This window comes from Glycomyces sp. L485, assembly GCF_022548875.1.
Classification (GTDB): domain Bacteria; phylum Actinomycetota; class Actinomycetes; order Mycobacteriales; family Micromonosporaceae; genus Glycomyces.
The window spans coordinates 20,086-34,461 of sequence record NZ_JAKZEW010000027.1; the positions used below are offsets into that span (position 1 = coordinate 20,086).

The 14,376-nt window shown below is 70.9% G+C and carries 15 protein-coding genes; 12 read left to right on the top strand and 3 right to left on the bottom strand.

Annotated elements, in window-relative coordinates; all coding sequences use genetic code 11:
• Positions 1–15: 15 nt before the first annotated feature.
• Positions 16–1,860, bottom strand: a complete 1,845-nt coding sequence (locus L0U85_RS13790; RefSeq protein ID WP_241378338.1) for a transketolase — start codon at positions 1,858–1,860, stop codon at positions 16–18.
• 200 nt (positions 1,861–2,060) lie between these two features.
• On the opposite strand from L0U85_RS13790, the gene L0U85_RS13795 reads away from it, so the two are divergent.
• The 5 genes from L0U85_RS13795 to L0U85_RS13815 all read left to right on the top strand — a co-directional run bounded on the left by L0U85_RS13795 (position 2,061) and on the right by L0U85_RS13815 (position 4,800).
• Entirely contained in the window at positions 2,061–2,543 is a 483-nt protein-coding gene (locus L0U85_RS13795) for a DUF4383 domain-containing protein (RefSeq protein WP_241378339.1), read from the top strand.
• A 112-nt stretch (positions 2,544–2,655) separates the two neighbouring features.
• Complete coding sequence (locus tag L0U85_RS13800; RefSeq protein WP_241378340.1) at positions 2,656–3,078, top strand: CBS domain-containing protein; 423 nt, start codon at positions 2,656–2,658, stop codon at positions 3,076–3,078.
• A gap of 355 nt (positions 3,079–3,433) precedes the next feature.
• Positions 3,434–3,769 carry a plasmid stabilization protein gene (locus L0U85_RS13805; RefSeq protein ID WP_241378341.1) on the top strand — a complete coding sequence of 112 codons (336 nt, stop codon included), beginning with the start codon at positions 3,434–3,436 and terminating at the stop codon, positions 3,767–3,769.
• 24 nt (positions 3,770–3,793) lie between these two features.
• Entirely contained in the window at positions 3,794–4,270 is a 477-nt protein-coding gene (locus L0U85_RS13810; RefSeq protein ID WP_241378342.1) for a phage holin family protein, read from the top strand.
• Positions 4,267–4,800, top strand: coding sequence for a hypothetical protein (locus L0U85_RS13815; protein WP_241378343.1), 534 nt, complete (start codon positions 4,267–4,269; stop codon positions 4,798–4,800). Before L0U85_RS13810 ends, L0U85_RS13815 begins: the two co-directional genes overlap by 4 nt.
• A gap of 3 nt (positions 4,801–4,803) precedes the next feature.
• On the opposite strand, the gene L0U85_RS13820 is transcribed toward L0U85_RS13815, so the two are convergent.
• The gene (locus L0U85_RS13820; RefSeq protein WP_241378344.1) at positions 4,804–5,649 is read right to left on the bottom strand and encodes an SDR family oxidoreductase; all 846 of its coding nucleotides are present in this window, start codon (positions 5,647–5,649) and stop codon (positions 4,804–4,806) included.
• A gap of 162 nt (positions 5,650–5,811) precedes the next feature.
• On the opposite strand from L0U85_RS13820, the gene L0U85_RS13825 reads away from it, so the two are divergent.
• The 5 genes from L0U85_RS13825 (at position 5,812) to L0U85_RS13845 (ending at position 10,631) form a co-directional block, all read left to right on the top strand.
• The gene (locus L0U85_RS13825) at positions 5,812–6,228 is read left to right on the top strand and encodes a DUF2267 domain-containing protein (RefSeq protein WP_241378345.1); all 417 of its coding nucleotides are present in this window, start codon (positions 5,812–5,814) and stop codon (positions 6,226–6,228) included.
• Between the two features lie 218 nt (positions 6,229–6,446).
• Complete coding sequence (gene araB / locus L0U85_RS13830) at positions 6,447–8,111, top strand: ribulokinase (RefSeq protein WP_241378346.1); 1,665 nt, start codon at positions 6,447–6,449, stop codon at positions 8,109–8,111.
• Positions 8,108–8,797: an L-ribulose-5-phosphate 4-epimerase gene (locus L0U85_RS13835; RefSeq protein WP_241378347.1), complete on the top strand. Its 690-nt coding sequence runs from the start codon at positions 8,108–8,110 to the stop codon at positions 8,795–8,797. The genes araB and L0U85_RS13835 overlap by 4 nt, the downstream gene beginning before the upstream one ends.
• Positions 8,798–10,294: an L-arabinose isomerase gene (gene araA, locus L0U85_RS13840; protein WP_241378348.1), complete on the top strand. Its 1,497-nt coding sequence runs from the start codon at positions 8,798–8,800 to the stop codon at positions 10,292–10,294. It abuts the gene before it with no gap.
• Between the two features lie 103 nt (positions 10,295–10,397).
• Positions 10,398–10,631 (top strand): CsbD family protein, encoded by a 234-nt coding sequence (locus tag L0U85_RS13845; protein ID WP_241378349.1) that lies wholly within the window; start codon positions 10,398–10,400, stop codon positions 10,629–10,631.
• Positions 10,632–10,640: 9 nt separating this feature from the next.
• Here L0U85_RS13845 and L0U85_RS13850 read toward each other — a convergent pair whose 3' ends face one another.
• Complete coding sequence (locus L0U85_RS13850; RefSeq protein ID WP_241378350.1) at positions 10,641–11,795, bottom strand: ROK family transcriptional regulator; 1,155 nt, start codon at positions 11,793–11,795, stop codon at positions 10,641–10,643.
• 70 nt (positions 11,796–11,865) lie between these two features.
• On the opposite strand from L0U85_RS13850, the gene L0U85_RS13855 reads away from it, so the two are divergent.
• Positions 11,866–13,089 (top strand): MFS transporter, encoded by a 1,224-nt coding sequence (locus tag L0U85_RS13855; protein ID WP_241378351.1) that lies wholly within the window; start codon positions 11,866–11,868, stop codon positions 13,087–13,089.
• A complete protein-coding gene (locus tag L0U85_RS13860; RefSeq protein ID WP_241378352.1) occupies positions 13,086–14,303 on the top strand; it encodes an MFS transporter in 1,218 nt (405 codons plus the stop codon). Before L0U85_RS13855 ends, L0U85_RS13860 begins: the two co-directional genes overlap by 4 nt.
• Positions 14,304–14,376 lie beyond the last annotated feature (73 nt).

The window sequence follows — 14,376 nt, forward strand, 5'->3', positions numbered from 1 at the left end:
CATCTATGCCTTCGCTCACGCCACGAGGCGCTGCGCGGCGTGCACGATCGCCTCGGCGTCGATCCCGGCGGCCGCCAACTGCTCGGCCGGGCTCGCCGACGCGGGCATGCCCCGCACTCCCAGCTTGGCGAACCGGATCGACGGCAGCTGCCCGCATATGACGTCCATGACCGCGTCGCCCAGGCCGCCGACGGGCCAGTGGTCCTCGACGGTGAGGAGCCGGCCGGTGTCGGCCGCGGCCTGCCGCAGCGTCGAGGTGTCGATCGGCTTGATCGAGTAGGCGTCGATCACTCGCGCCGGGATGCCGAGGTCGGCCAGGCGCTCGGAGGCCGACAGCGCCTCCGAGACCGTGACCCCGGCCGCGACGATGGTGACGCGGTCGTGCCTGGAGGCCGCGAGGATCCGGCTGCCGCCGACCGGGAACAGCTCCCCGGGCTTGTAGATCACCGGTGTCTCGCCCCTGGTCGTGCGCAGATAACTGATGCCGGGAAGGTCGGCCATCGTGGAGGTCAGGTGCGCGCACTGATTCGCGTCGCACGGGTACAGGACGACGCTGCGCCACAGCGGCCGCATCATGGCGATGTCCTCCAGGCCCATCTGGCTGGGCCCGTCGCGACCTATCGACACGCCCGCGTGCGAGCCCACGATCCGCAGGTCGGCGTTGCCGATCGCGGCCATCCGCAGGAAGTCGTGCGCGCGGGTCAGGAACGCCGCGAACGTCGCCGCGTAAGGCACCCAGCCCAGCGCCTGCATGCCCACGGCGTTCGCCACCATCTGCTGCTCGGCGATGTAGCACTCGAAGAACCGGTCGGGGTGCTCGTCGGCGAAGAACTTCGTGCGCGTCGAGTCGGCGACCTCGCCGTCGAGTACGACGACGTCGGGGCTGGCCTCGCCGACAGCGGCCAGGGCCTTGCCGAACGCGTCGCGGGTCGCGACCTTGGATCCGACGTCGAACTCGGGCAGGTGGACGGACTGGCCGGGCCGCTCGGGCCGCGTGCCGCGCGGCTCCGGTTCGGCGACGCGCACCCTCAGGTTCCTCGGCCCGCCGAGCTCGGCGAGCGCGTCGTCCGGAGCCGGCAGCGGCTTGCCGTGCTTGCCCTCCTTGTCCTCCACGGCGGCCACGCCCTTGCCCTTCTTGGTGCGGGCAAGGATCGCCGTCGGCCTGTCGGGGGTCTCGGCCGCCTCGGTGTAGGCCCGGTCGATCGCGGCCGTGTCGTGGCCGTCGATCTCGATGGCGTTCCAGCCGAACGCCCGCATCTGCACGGCGTACGAGCCGGTGTCCCACCCGTAGCGAGTGGGGCCGCGCTGGCCGAGCCGGTTCACGTCGACGACCGCGGTCAGGTTGGACAGGCCTTCGTAGGCGGCGGCCGCGAAGGCCTCCCACATCGACCCTTCGGCGAGCTCGGAGTCGCCGCACAGGACCCACACGCGGTAGGACACGTCGGCGAGGCGCCGCCCGGCCAGGGCCATGCCGACGCCGATGGGGAGCCCCTGTCCGAGCGAGCCGGTGGCGACGTCGACCCACGGCAGGCGCGGGGTGGGGTGGCCTTCGAGGGTGCTGCCGAGCTTGCGGTACGTCAGGAGCTCGTCCTCGTCGATGGCGCCGGCGGCGCGCAGCATGGCGTACAGCAGCGGCGAGGCGTGCCCCTTGGAGAAGATGAGCCGGTCGTTGCCCGGCAGGCCCGGATCGGCGAAGTCGTATCTGAGGTGCTTTGCGAGCAGCACCGCCATGAGGTCGGCGGCCGACATGGAGGACGTCGGGTGTCCCGAGCCCGCCCGCGCCGAGCAGCGCACCGCGTCGGCGCGCAGCTGCTGGGCGAGTTCGGCGAGGTCGGTGATCCGGCTTTCGATTGTCGTCACGACGGGGACCCTTCGCGAGCGGTTTCGGCCTTACGGCCCTTTCAGCGGGGCTACCCGGCACGTTGCGGGTGAAACTGCATCGCCGCACTGCGGTGCAGGTGTCGCGCGCGCCCGGCGGGGTACCCGCTCGTCGGCGGCGACCGGTGCCCGCCGGGGCCCGAGCCATGGGGTCGCCGCCGCTCACTGAGGAGGCGACGACGATGGCGAAGGCACACCACCACGGCATGCACGCCCACGTCAAGAAGCGCGAGACCGCGCCCGTCCAGGATGGGGCCATCCTCGTGGCGATGCTGTTCGTGCTGGTCGGGGTGCTGGGCTTCCTGCCCGGGATAACGACCGGATTCGGCGGCATGGAGTTCGCCGGCACCGGCTCGGACGCGAAGCTGCTGGGGATCTTCGAGGTCTCGATCCTGCACAACCTCGTCCACCTGGTCTTCGGCCTGGTCGGCATGTTCATGTCCTGGTTCACCGGCGGCGCCAGGTTGTTCCTGCTCGGCGGCGGCACGATCTATCTGGTGCTCGGCGTGTACGGCTTCTTCATCGACAAGACCGATGCGGCGAACTTTCTGCCGATGAACACCGCCGACGACTGGCTGCACGTCGGCCTCGGCGTGGCGATGCTCGTGCTGGGCCTGGTGCTGCGACGGACGCCGGCGGACCGGAGCGAGGGGTATCCGACCTAGGACGGATCAGGACTCGGTTCCGTTTCCCCGCCGCATACATCCGCACGAGCCGGGTAGCCACGGGTCGAGAAGCGAGGACCTGAACGCAAGAGCCGACGGGAGGAGCTCCACCATGGCCACCGCACGCGACATCATGCATCCGAGCGCGTACTGCATCCAGACCCACGACACCGCCGCGAACGCGGCTCGGATGATGGCCGAGCACGACATCGGCGCGCTGCCGATCTGCGACGCCGAGGACCGCATCAAGGGGTTGGTCACCGACCGGGACCTGGCCATCCAGGTCATGGCGGCCGGCTACGACCCGGAGACGTACGAGATCGGCGACCTGCCGCAGCAGCACGCACTCGTCACCGCCGACGTGGCCGAGGACGCCGACCTGACCCTCGCGAAGATGTCCGAGCAGCAGGTCAGGCGTATCCCCGTCGTCGAGGACGGCCGCGTCGTCGGCATCATCGCGCAGGCCGACGTCGCCCGGTCGCTCCCCGAACCGGTCGTCGGGCAGGTCGTCAGCGCCGTCTCGGAACCGGACTAGCACCCGAATCCCGATAGGGGGAAGGGCCGCCGGCTCGGCGCAGGCGTTCGGGGTGGCGCCGCGCCGAGCCGGCGGCGCGGCGAAGGCGGGAACACCGAAATGAAGGCGGTGATCGCGACCGCCGTCGGCGTCGAAGCGGACTTCGCGGCGCCGTGATCTCCAGCACCTCCGCCCACAATGTCCCCGACGAGTACTTCGAGGCCCTGGCCAACGAGCTGCCGGCCACCGGCACTGGTCGCGCGACACCGTGGACGTCGCCGCGTAGCGAGGTTTCCCTCTCCACAGCGGGGGAACCCACCGCCCGACGGGCTCGCGCCCGAAAGCGGGCATCGGGCCCGCATGGAGGTGAGAGGCGATGCCGCGACCGAGCTGGAGCAAGAAGGAAGAGCGGCAGTACAAGCACATCAAACGGCAGGCCGTCGAGCGCGGCAGCAGTGAGGACCGCGCCGAGGAGATCGCCGCGCGCACCGTGAACAAGCAGCGGGCGCAGGCGGGTGAGACCGAGAAGGCCAGCCGCACCTCGACCGAGGACATGTCGGCCTACAAGCGTGGAGGCAGACGCTCCGGCAAAGGCACGGGTCCTCAGGGCCGCACCAAGGAGCAGCTCTACGAGGACGCCCGCCGCAAGGACGTCAAGGGCCGCTCCAAGATGAACAAGGCCGAGCTCCAGCGCGCGCTCGAGCGCAGCTAGAGACGGCGGAGAAGGAGTGAGGACATGGAGGTCCGACACGACCCCGAGACGATGAGCTTTCGAACCACCGAGAAAGACCCAGCGACCGTGAGGCGACGCGAATGGGAGGAACGGGACCGCTCCGTCACCCGGCTCGTCGGCGACCTGACCACCCACGTGGCGCACCTCGCCAAGGTCGAGGCCAAGTTGGCCGCCCGCGAGGTCACCGACAAGGCCAGGCGCGGCGCCCTCGGAGGCGGCCTGTTCGCGGTCGCCGCGGTCATCGCGATCCTGGGCGCTGCGGGACTCGGCGGCGCAGCCGTGGCCGCGCTCTCCTTGGTATGGCCGGTGTGGCTTTCGGCGCTGGTCGTCGGAGTCGGACTGCTCGCGCTGGCCGGGATCGTCGCCTTGATCGCAAGAGCGAAGCTGCGGAGGGCGATCCCGCCGGTCCCCGACGAGACCATGGAGCGCGCCCGCGAGGACGTCGCGGCGATGCACGGAAGGATGGAGGCAAGACGATGAGCGGATGGACGGTGCCACCGAACGCGGCGGTCCCTCCGGGAGCCGGACTGGAGCCGCCCCCGGGGGTGGGCCGGCCCTCCAGGCCGGAGCACGAAGAAGGCCGCGGATCGGCCGAGACGCGGGCCGAGGCGGACGCCGAGGCCGCCCAGCACCAGTCGTCCTATGAGCTGCGCAAGGACGCCGAGCACACGAGGGAGGCGCTCAACCAGGACGTGGTGGAGCTGCGCCACAAGTTCGGCATCGACGACGAGGCGAAGGCGCGGCGCCTCGCGGCCACGGGGCCGCTCGGGCCGGTGCGGCGCCACCCCTTCACGGTCGCCTTCGCGGCCGCGGGGGCGACGACCGCGACCATGATCGGCATCAAGATCGCCCGTGACCACCGCAAGGCGACGAAGCGCTACATGAAGGCCGCGAAGACCCGCCGCAAGGCCCAGCAGCGCTTCGGTGACGCCAGGGACGCGGTCCGCTCGGCCGCCGCCGAACTGCCGCACCGGCGGCGCTCCGGGCTGCGCCGCCTGGTCCACCGCTAGCGGCTAACCGGGGACGGTCTCGCCGCCGAGCGCGGACAGGATCTCCCCGGTGTAGAACGACGACAGCTGGTTCGAGGCCAGGAACACATACGAGGGGGCGAGCTCGTCGGGTTCGGCGGGCCGCCCCAGCGGCACGTTCTCGCCGAAGCCCTCCACGTGGTCCTCCGAGAGAGTCGAGGGGATCAGCGGCGTCCATACCGGACCCGGTGCGACGCAGTTGACGCGGATGCCTCTGGGCGCCAGCGCCTGCGCCATCGAGTAGGTCCAGGCGTTGATGGCGCCCTTCGTCGCCGAGTAGTCGATCAGGCCCTTGTGGCCGCGCAGGCCGTTGACCGAGGACGTGTTGATGATCGCGTCGCCCGCGCCGAGGTGGGCCAGCGCCGCCGTGGTCACCCGGAAGTAGCTGTGCATGTTCACTTCGAAGGTGCGCAGCCACTGCTCGTCGGTGATCTCCTCGGGCCGCTCCACCGGCTGCTGCGTCGCGACGTTGTTGACGAGGAGGTCGAGCCCGCCGAGGGTCTGCACCGTCTGGTCGACGACGGCCGCGCAGTGCTCGGCGGAGCCCAGGTCGCCCGGCAGCCGCGCGCACCGGCGCTGTTCGGCGTCGACCAGCTCGGCGGTGCGCTCGGCGTCCGAGTGCTCTTCGAGGTAGGCGATCGCGACGTCGGCGCCCTCCTTCGCGAACGCGACCGCGACGGCCCGGCCGATCCCCGAGTCGCCCCCGGTGATCAGCGCCCTGCGGTCCTCGAGCAGGCCGCGGCCCTCATAGCCGCGCATGTCGTCGCGGGGCTCGGGGCGCATCTTCGCGGTGTATCCGGGCGGTTTCTCCTCCTGCGCGGGCTTGCTCATCGAGACTTCCCTTCCGTGCTCGGCTCCGGCCGGTGTGCGGCCGGGCGCTCTGCGCAGCTGGATACCCCTTGTGGCGGAAGCCAATCGTCGCCCGGGGCGAGGGCGTGTAACCGCCCGAGCACCCGGGTACCCAACCGCGTGTCCAACGAGGGGGAGCGAGCTATGAAACACGACAGGTTCATCGGATACGTGCAGGACCGGGCGCACCTGCCGAGCCGCGGCGCGGCCGAGGGCGCCACCCGCGCCACGTTGGAGACGCTCGGGGAGCGACTTCCCGACCACCTCGCGGAGAAGATCGCCTCGCAGCTGCCGCCGGAGATCGGCGAACACCTGCGCCGCTACATGGCCGAGGACAAGAGCGGCACCGGCCAGCACTTCGGCTTCGACGAGTTCGCCTACCGGGTCGCCCAGCGCGAGCACACCGACGAGCCCTCTGCGATCTACCACAGCCGGGTCGTCCTCGAACTCGTCGGCCGCGCCACCACCGGCAGCGTCATGGACAAGGTCCGCGACGCCCTGCCGAGCGACTTGCGGCCCTTGGTCGACTCTGGGAGCACCGGTCACCTCCCGCACCACTGAGAGGGCGCGGCAACCGCATCACTCCCAGCGGCGTTAGCCGCCTCACAACCGACCGTTCTGCGCGGTCATTGTCCGGACGGGGCCATCCGGCTGTGGTCTGACGCGTGCGAATGCGTTAGGTTGTGGGTGATTCACCTGTGCGCACTGACCGACATGCTGCCGTATACAGGCAGTGTGATCGGTCAACTGAAATTGTGGACCACCCTGAGGAGGCCTAAATGACCGGCAGCGACAACGATGCCGTTGCTATCGGGATCGACTTCGGAACGCTCTCGGGCCGGGTCGTGGTGGCGGCGGTCGCCGACGGGCGCGAGCTCGCCAGCGCCGAGCACGTCTACCGCCACGGCGCTATCGAAGAGCGACTTCCGGGCACCGATGAGCGACTGCCCCGCAGCTGGGCTCTCCAGTCCCCCGACGACTGGCGCGACGTGCTGCGCCATGCCGTCCCCAAAGCCCTGTCCGCGGCCGGAGTGGCCGCTGACCAGGTCATCGGCGTCTCGACCGACTTCACCGCCTGCACCGTCCTGCCCACCACCGTCGACGGCACCCCGCTGTGCGAGCTCGACGAGTTCGCCGGCCGCCCCCACGCCTGGCCGAAGCTGTGGAAGCACCACGCCGCGCAGCCCCAGGCCGACCGCATCAACGCGCTCGCCGCCGAGATGGGCGAGGATTGGCTGGCCCGCTACGGCGGCAAGATCTCCAGCGAGTGGGAGTTCGCCAAGGGCCTCCAGGTCCTGGAGGAGGACGCCGAGATCTACGAGCGCGCCGAGCGCTGGATCGAGGCCGCCGACTGGATCGTGTGGCAGCTCTCCGGCGAGGAGAACCGCAACGTCTGCACCGCCGGCTACAAGGGCATCTACCAGGACGGCAAGCGGCCCGGCCGCGAGTACCTGGCGGCGCTCAACCCCGGTTTCGCGGACTTCTGCGACAAGATCGACTTCCCGCTCTCGGCCCTGGGCGACCGCGCCGGAGGCCTGAGTGCCGAGGCCGCCGCCTGGACCGGCCTGAACGAGGGCACCACCGTCGCGGTTGGCAACGTCGACGCCCACGTCACCGCCGCCAGCGCCAAGGCCGTCGGCCCCGGCCGTCTGGTCGCGATCATGGGCACCAGCACCTGCCACGTCGTCAACGGTGAGAACCTCACCGAGGCCCCCGGCATGTGCGGTGTCGTCCGCGACGGCATCACCCCCGGTCTGTGGGGCTACGAGGCCGGCCAGTCCGGCGTGGGCGACATCTTCGCCTGGTTCACCAAGAACGGCGTGCCCGGCGAGTACCAGGCGGCCGCCGAGGAGCGCGGCATCTCGATCCACGAGTACCTCACCGAGCTGGCCTCGCAGCAGGCCGTGGGCGAGCACGGCCTCGTCGCGCTCGACTGGCACTCGGGGAACCGCTCGGTCCTGGTCGACCACGACCTGCACGGCGTCATCCTCGGACTCGGCCTCCAGACCAGGCCCGAGGAGATCTACCGGGCGCTGGTCGAGTCGACCGCGTTCGGCACCCGCATGATCGTCGAGACGCTCGTCGAGTCGGGTGTCCCGATCGAGGAGTTCGTGGCGGCCGGCGGCTTGCTCAAGAACAAGTGGCTCATGCAGACCTACTCCGACGTGCTGCGCCTGCCGATCACGGTCCTCACCTCCGAGCAGGGCCCGGCACTGGGCTCGGCCATTCACGCAGCGGTCGCGGCGGGGGCCTACCCGGACATCTACGCGGCCTCGGAGGCGATGGGCAAGGTCGAGCGGAACGCCTACACACCTGACCCGGCCCGCGCTGACGCCTATGACGAGCTGTACGCGATCTACGCCGAACTGCACGACCACTTCGGCCGCGGCGGCTCCACCGCCCTGCACAAGCTCCACAAGATCGCCACGGAGGCCGCGAAATGACGTTCGAGACGACCGAGGCCGTCGAGGCCATGAAGGCCGAGGTGTGCGACCTGCACGCCGAACTCCTCCGCTGGGGCCTGGTGACCTGGACCAGCGGGAACGTCTCCGGCCGGGTGCCGGGGACCGATCTGATCGTCATCAAGCCCTCCGGCGTGTCCTACGACGACCTCGCACCGGAGCTGATGGTCGTGACCGACCTTGAGGGCAAGGTCCTCGACGGCGACCTCGCGCCGTCCTCGGATGCCGAGAGCCACAACTACGTCTACCAGCGGATGCCCGAGGTCGGCGGCGTGGTCCACACGCACAGTCCGTACGCGACGGCCTGGGCCGCCCGTGCTGAGCCGATCCCGTGCGTGCTCACCGCGATGGCCGACGAGTTCGGCGGGGAGATCCCGCTGGGTCCGTTCGCGCTCATCGGCTCCGATGCGATCGGCAAGGGCATCGTCGAGACCCTCGAAGGGCACCGGTCCCCGGCGGTCATCATGCAGAACCACGGCGTGTTCACCATCGGCAAGGGCCCGAAGGCCGCGGTCAAGGCCGCCGTCATGGCCGAGGACGTGGCCCGCACCGTCCACATCTCGCGCCAGCTCGGCGAACCCGTCCCGATCGCCCAGGCGCACGTCGACGCCCTTTTCGACCGCTACCAGAACGTCTACGGCCAGCAGCCGGCCTCTGAGGAGAACTAAATGCAAGCGAAGGAACTGTGGTTCGTCACCGGCAGCCAGCACCTGTACGGACCCGAGGCGATCGACCAGGTCGCGCAGAACTCGGCCGACATCGTCGCCGGCCTCGACGCGGCCGAGGCGGTCCCGGTGCGGATCGTCGCCAAGCCGGTGCTGACCACGCCTGACGAGATCCGGCGGGTGCTGCTGGAGGCGAACTCGAGCGACGAGTGCATCGGTGTCATCGCCTGGATGCACACGTTCTCGCCGTCGAAGATGTGGATCGCCGGGCTCGGGGTCCTGCAGAAGCCGCTGCTGCACCTGCACACCCAGCACAACCGCGACCTGCCGTGGGCCGACATCGACATGGACTTCATGAACCTGAACCAGGCCGCCCACGGCGACCGGGAGTTCGGGTACATGCTCACCCGCCTGCGCCACCACCGCAAGACGGTCGTGGGCCACTGGGCGGACGAGAAGGTCCAGACCCGCGTCGGCAACTGGGCACGCGCCGCGCTCGGCTGGAACGAGGTCCAGAACCTCAAGCTGGTGCGCTTCGGCGACAACATGCGCCAGGTCGGGGTCACCGAAGGCGACAAGGTCGAGGCGCAGATCAAGCTCGGCGTCGAGGTCAACACCTACGGTGTCGTCGAACTGGCCGAGCGGGTCGCGCAGATCGAGGACAAGGCCGTCGACGGCCTCGTCGCCGAGTACGAATCGGCCTACGACGTGGTGTCCGAGCTGCGCGCCGGCGGCGAGCGCCACGAGTCGCTGCGCGACGCCGCCCGTATCGAGCTGGGGCTGCGCTCCATCCTGGAGGAGCACGGCGCGAAGGCTTTCACCGACACCTTCGAGGACCTGGGGACGCTGAAGCAGCTGCCGGGCATCGCGGTGCAGCGCCTCATGGCCGAGGGCTACGGCTTCGGCGGCGAGGGCGACTGGAAGACCGCCGTCCTGGTGCGCCTGATGAAGGTCATGGCCGAAGGCCTCGAAGGCGGCACGTCCTTCATGGAGGACTACACCTACAACCTGGGCGCGGAGTCCCCGCAGATCCTCGGCGCGCACATGCTCGAAGTGTGCCCGACGATCGCCGCGGCCAAGCCGAGGTGCGAGATCCACCCGCTGGGCATCGGCGGCAAGGAGGACCCGGTGCGCCTGGTCTTCACCGCCCCGCCCGGGCCGGCGTACATGGTCGGTCTGATGGACCTGGGCACCCGTCTGCGCCTGGTCGCCAACGAGGCCGACACGGTCGAGCCGGAGCAGGACCTGCCGAATCTCCCGGTGGCGCGCGCCGTATGGGAGCCGAAGCCGGACCTGGAGACGTCGGCCGAGTCGTGGCTGACCGCCGGGGGCCCGCACCACACGAGCTTCACGCAGGCGTTCGGCCGCGAGGTCATGGAGGACTTCGCGGAGATCGCCGGCATCGAGCTGGTGACGATCGGCGAGGGCACCACCGCGCGCGACTTCAAGGAGCGGCTGCGCTGGAACCAGGTCTACTACCACCTAGAGGGCGGCCTGTAGAGCGGCGAGTATTGGGGGCCGGGCTTGCGCCCGGCCCTTTCTCGATTGCCGCGGCGCTCAGCGGGTACCCCGGTCTCCACCACCGATGTGCGAGGAGGAGGCCATGAGCGCTTTCGACAAGGCTAAGGACAAGGCCCAGCAGGCGAAGGGCAAGGCCAAGAAGAAGGTCGGCGAGGCGACCGACGACGAGGAGCTCGAAGCCGAAGGCCAGCGCGAGCAGATGGCCGGGGAGGCCAAGGAGGCCGCCCACGGTGCGAGAGACAAGGCCACTCGAGCCGCCCATGAAGCCAAGGAGAAGCTCCAGGGCGGCGACGAGGACGAGCGCCGCGGTCGGTGACGGCGAAGGTCAGAGCCGCCGCTTCAGCCAATCCGAAGTGAGGACCGCGTCGAAGGCGATCTCGGCCGCCCCTCGCAGGGGGCCGATCTCGCCGACGGTCCCCTCCGCGATACGCGGCGGCTCGCCTCGCCGGAACTCCATCAGTCCGGATCGGCACGCCTGCTCGACCAGGCCGCGGCGCAAACGGAGCAGGTCGATGCCGAGCCCTGAGAGGCTGATCGCCTCCGGGTCGAGCGCGTTCGCGAGCGCACCCAGGCCCCTTCCCAGTGCCGCGGCGTTCTCATCGACCGCTCTGGCCGCCTCGGGCTCGCCACGGGCGGCCCGCGCCAGCACCTCCCGGGCGAATTCGCGCCCCGCCCCGTAACCCGGCTCCTTTCCGAAGTGCCGCATCAACGCGTACGTGCCCACGTCGAGGCTCCAGCACCCCTGGACTCCGCACATGCACCGCAGGCGCGAGCCGGTGAGCGGCATGTGCCCGAACTCGCCGGCGATGTTGTGCGCGCCGGTCTGGGAGCCCCCGCCGAGCAGCAGCGTGCCGCCGATGTCGAAGTCGATGTGGAAGTGCAGGGCCGTCCCGGCCCCGCGCAGCGCTCCGCGCCGGGCCTCGGCCAGCCCGGCGAGCCTCGCGTCGTTGCCGACCTTCGTCGGCGGCCAGCCCGCTCCCATGTGCTCGTCGAGGTCCACCTCATTCCAGCCCAGGTGCGCGATGTGCAGCCACCGGCCGTCGCGGATCGGCCCGGCTACGGCGATCCCCAGGGCCGTGAGGTGCTTCGTGGCGTGCTGGTCGACTGCGGCCTTGATCTGCGCGAACACCGCCGGTGTCCGGTCGTGGTCGCCGCTGTCGACCACCGTCAGCTCGCCGCCGAGCGCGATCCGGGCCAACGTCCAGGAGTCCTCGCGGATGTCGGCGGCGAGGGCGACCGGACCGGCCTCGTGGGGGACCAGCAGCGTCGTCGGCCGCCCTCGTCCCATCGCCTCGGCCGGGACCTCGTGAAGCAGCCCGGCCTCCTCCAGTTCGCCGACGAGCGCGGCGGCGGTGTTGCGGCCGATGTCGAGTCGGCGCGCTACGGCGGCCCTGGTCAGAGGCTCGGCGGCGTCGTGGACGGCGCGTAGCAGCCGTACCTGGTTGTGGACCCGCAGGTCGGCGCTCGTCATCGTCGTCATGGGTGGCATTATTGCAGCCACCATGTTATGTTCTCACCGAGAACATAAAATTCGCGCTGCAAGGACGGACATGAATCCCGACACGACCACCCTGCGACGAGCCAGAGTCGGCGTCTTCGGCGCCTTCGCCACCTCGGGCTTCGTCATGGGAGCCTGGGCCGCCGCGCTCCCCTCGGTCGACGCCCGCCTCGGCCTCGGCGAGGCGCGCCTCGGCACCGTGCTGCTCCTCGTCCAGATCATCGGACTGGCCACCATGGTCCTCGCCGGCCGGTTGGCCGACCGGCACACGACGCGCAACGTCCTCCGCTGGACCGGGCCCGCCTCGCAGCTGCTCCTCGTCGCCCCCGCACTCGCGCCGGACTTCGCGGCGCTCCTGATATGCGGCGCGCTCTACGGCGTCGGCGTCGGCTTCACCGAGGTCGGCCTCAACGCCCACTCGGTCGAGCTGGAGCGCTACTACCGACGCCCCGTCATCTCCTCGTTCCACGGCTTCTGGAGCCTCGGCGGGGCGCTGGCCGGCGCGCTCACCGCGCTCGGTCTCACCCTCGGTCTGGGAAGCCAGTCCATGCTGATCGTCGCCGCAGTCGTCGCCGCCGCCGCGTTCGCCCTGTGCACACGTCCGCTGCTGCCGCCCCCGGGTCAAAACGCCGGCGGCTCCGGCGGTGCGCCCGCACCGGCCGTGAGCATCGGCGCGATCCTGCTCGCGGCGATGTTCCTGCTCGGACTCGGCGGACACCTCATCGAGTCCGGCGCGATCGACTGGGCCAACCTCCACGCCGCGCGCGTCCTCGACGCCGACGACGCGCTCGCCCCGCTGTCGTACACCGTCTTCGCGTGCGCCATGACCGTCTTCAGGCTCCTCGGCGACCCCATCCGCGGCCGGCTCGGCCCCGGCCGCACCCTGGTGTGGGCCGGATGGGCCGCCACCCTCGGCTACGCCCTGGTCCTCGCCTCTGGCAGCTTCGGCGGCATCGCCCTGGCGTGGACCGGCTGGATCCTGGCCGGATGCGGCATCGCCATCATGGTCCCGGTCCTGTTCAGTGCCATCGGCGAGGCCGGCGGGTCGCCGTCGAACATCGCGCTGATCTCCATGTCCGGCTCGACAGGCCTCCTGCTCGGCCCGGCCGCCATCGGCTACATCGCCGAAGCCACCGGCCTCACCGGTGGCCTCATGGTCCCCGCCCTGCTCGCCGCCTTCATCGCGATCGCGGGCCCGATCACCCTGCGCCGCCTGCTGAACCGCACCACCCCGGACGACGCCGACCGGAACGCGGAGGCCACCCTGGTGCGATGACCCCCGTTCGGTTGCGGCGCGCCAGGATCGGCGTCTTCGGATGCTTCGCCACCTCCGGCTTCGTCATGGGCGCCTGGCCCGCCGCCTACCCCTCGATCGAGGCGCGACTCGACCTCGGCGAGGCCCGATTCGGCGCCGTACTCCTCGTCGTCGAGATCGCCTGCCTCGCCGCCATGGTCGCCGCCGGGCGGCTGTGCGACAAGGTCTCCAGCCGAACCGTGATCCGCTACGGCGGCACCACCGCCCAAGCGCTCCTGTTCGTCCCCGCACTCGCGCCGAGCTACGAGACGCTCCTGGCGTGCGCCGTGGTCTATGGCATCGGCCTCGGCTTCGTGGAGGTCTCCATGCAGGCGCAATCGGTGGAGCTCGAACGCCGCTACGGACGCCCCATCGTGTCCTCCTTCCACGGCTTCTGGAGCCTCGGCGGTGCCGCCGCCGGAGCCCTCGCGATCCTCGTCTTCAGCCTCGGCGTCGACTACCGGGCCCTCCTGACCGGCACCGCCGTCGCCGCCGCGATCGTCTTCGCCTGCTTCACCATCCCGCTCCTCGAAGCCCCCGAACCGATCGCGAACGGCACCCACCTTGACGGCCGACCCGTCCGCATCGGCCTCATCCTCCTGGCCGGGTCGGCCGCGATCGTCTTCAGCGCCGCCTTCGTCGAAGCCGGCGCCGCAGACTGGGCCAATCTCCACGCCGCCCGCGTCCTCGGGGCCGCCGACTCCCACGCGCCCCTGTCCTACACCGTCTTCCTCGTCGCCATGACCGTCCTCCGCCTCGTCGGCGACCCGATCCGCGGACGCCTCGGCCCTCAAAGGTCCCTGCTCCTCGCCGGAGCCCTCGCCCTCACCGGCTACCTCCTCGTCATCGCCTCCGCCTCGTTCGGCGGTCTCGCGCTGTCCTGGACCGGCTGGGCCCTCGCCGGCATCGGCTCCGCCGTGCTCATGCCCGTCATGTTCAGCGCCATCGGCGCCGCGGGCGGCACCGGATCGGACCTCGCCGCCATGAGCATGTGCGGCTCCGCCGCCTATCTGCTGTGCCCGGCCGTCGTCGGACTCCTCGCCGAGGCCACCGGCCTCACCGTCGCACTCATAGTCCCGACCGCGCTGGCCGTCGCCATCGCCCTCGCCGGGCCGATCGCCGTGACCCGCCTGCTCGGGCATCGCGCGTCACCGCCAGAGCCGGTCGGTGCCGCCGCGCCCCGCGGCGACGTATAGTCGACTGCGCAGAAGGGGAGTAGCTCCCAACGCCGCGGTCGACACACTGGCTCCCGAGCCCGGCCGCGCGGCC

Bases quoted from the DNA above. Each gene is read 5' to 3' on its own strand.
- L0U85_RS13795 (WP_241378339.1), top strand. From the start codon at position 2,061: ATGGCGAAGGCACACCACCACGGCATGCACGCCCACGTCAAGAAGCGC.
- L0U85_RS13800 (WP_241378340.1), top strand. From the start codon at position 2,656: ATGGCCACCGCACGCGACATCATGCATCCGAGCGCGTACTGCATCCAG.
- L0U85_RS13805 (WP_241378341.1), top strand. From the start codon at position 3,434: ATGCCGCGACCGAGCTGGAGCAAGAAGGAAGAGCGGCAGTACAAGCAC.
- L0U85_RS13810 (WP_241378342.1), top strand. From the start codon at position 3,794: ATGGAGGTCCGACACGACCCCGAGACGATGAGCTTTCGAACCACCGAG.
- L0U85_RS13815 (WP_241378343.1), top strand. From the start codon at position 4,267: ATGAGCGGATGGACGGTGCCACCGAACGCGGCGGTCCCTCCGGGAGCC.
- L0U85_RS13820 (WP_241378344.1), bottom strand. From the start codon at position 5,649: ATGAGCAAGCCCGCGCAGGAGGAGAAACCGCCCGGATACACCGCGAAG.
- L0U85_RS13825 (WP_241378345.1), top strand. From the start codon at position 5,812: ATGAAACACGACAGGTTCATCGGATACGTGCAGGACCGGGCGCACCTG.
- araB (WP_241378346.1), top strand. From the start codon at position 6,447: ATGACCGGCAGCGACAACGATGCCGTTGCTATCGGGATCGACTTCGGA.
- L0U85_RS13835 (WP_241378347.1), top strand. From the start codon at position 8,108: ATGACGTTCGAGACGACCGAGGCCGTCGAGGCCATGAAGGCCGAGGTG.
- araA (WP_241378348.1), top strand. From the start codon at position 8,798: ATGCAAGCGAAGGAACTGTGGTTCGTCACCGGCAGCCAGCACCTGTAC.
- L0U85_RS13845 (WP_241378349.1), top strand. From the start codon at position 10,398: ATGAGCGCTTTCGACAAGGCTAAGGACAAGGCCCAGCAGGCGAAGGGC.
- L0U85_RS13850 (WP_241378350.1), bottom strand. From the start codon at position 11,795: ATGACGACGATGACGAGCGCCGACCTGCGGGTCCACAACCAGGTACGG.
- L0U85_RS13855 (WP_241378351.1), top strand. From the start codon at position 11,866: ATGAATCCCGACACGACCACCCTGCGACGAGCCAGAGTCGGCGTCTTC.
- L0U85_RS13860 (WP_241378352.1), top strand. From the start codon at position 13,086: ATGACCCCCGTTCGGTTGCGGCGCGCCAGGATCGGCGTCTTCGGATGC.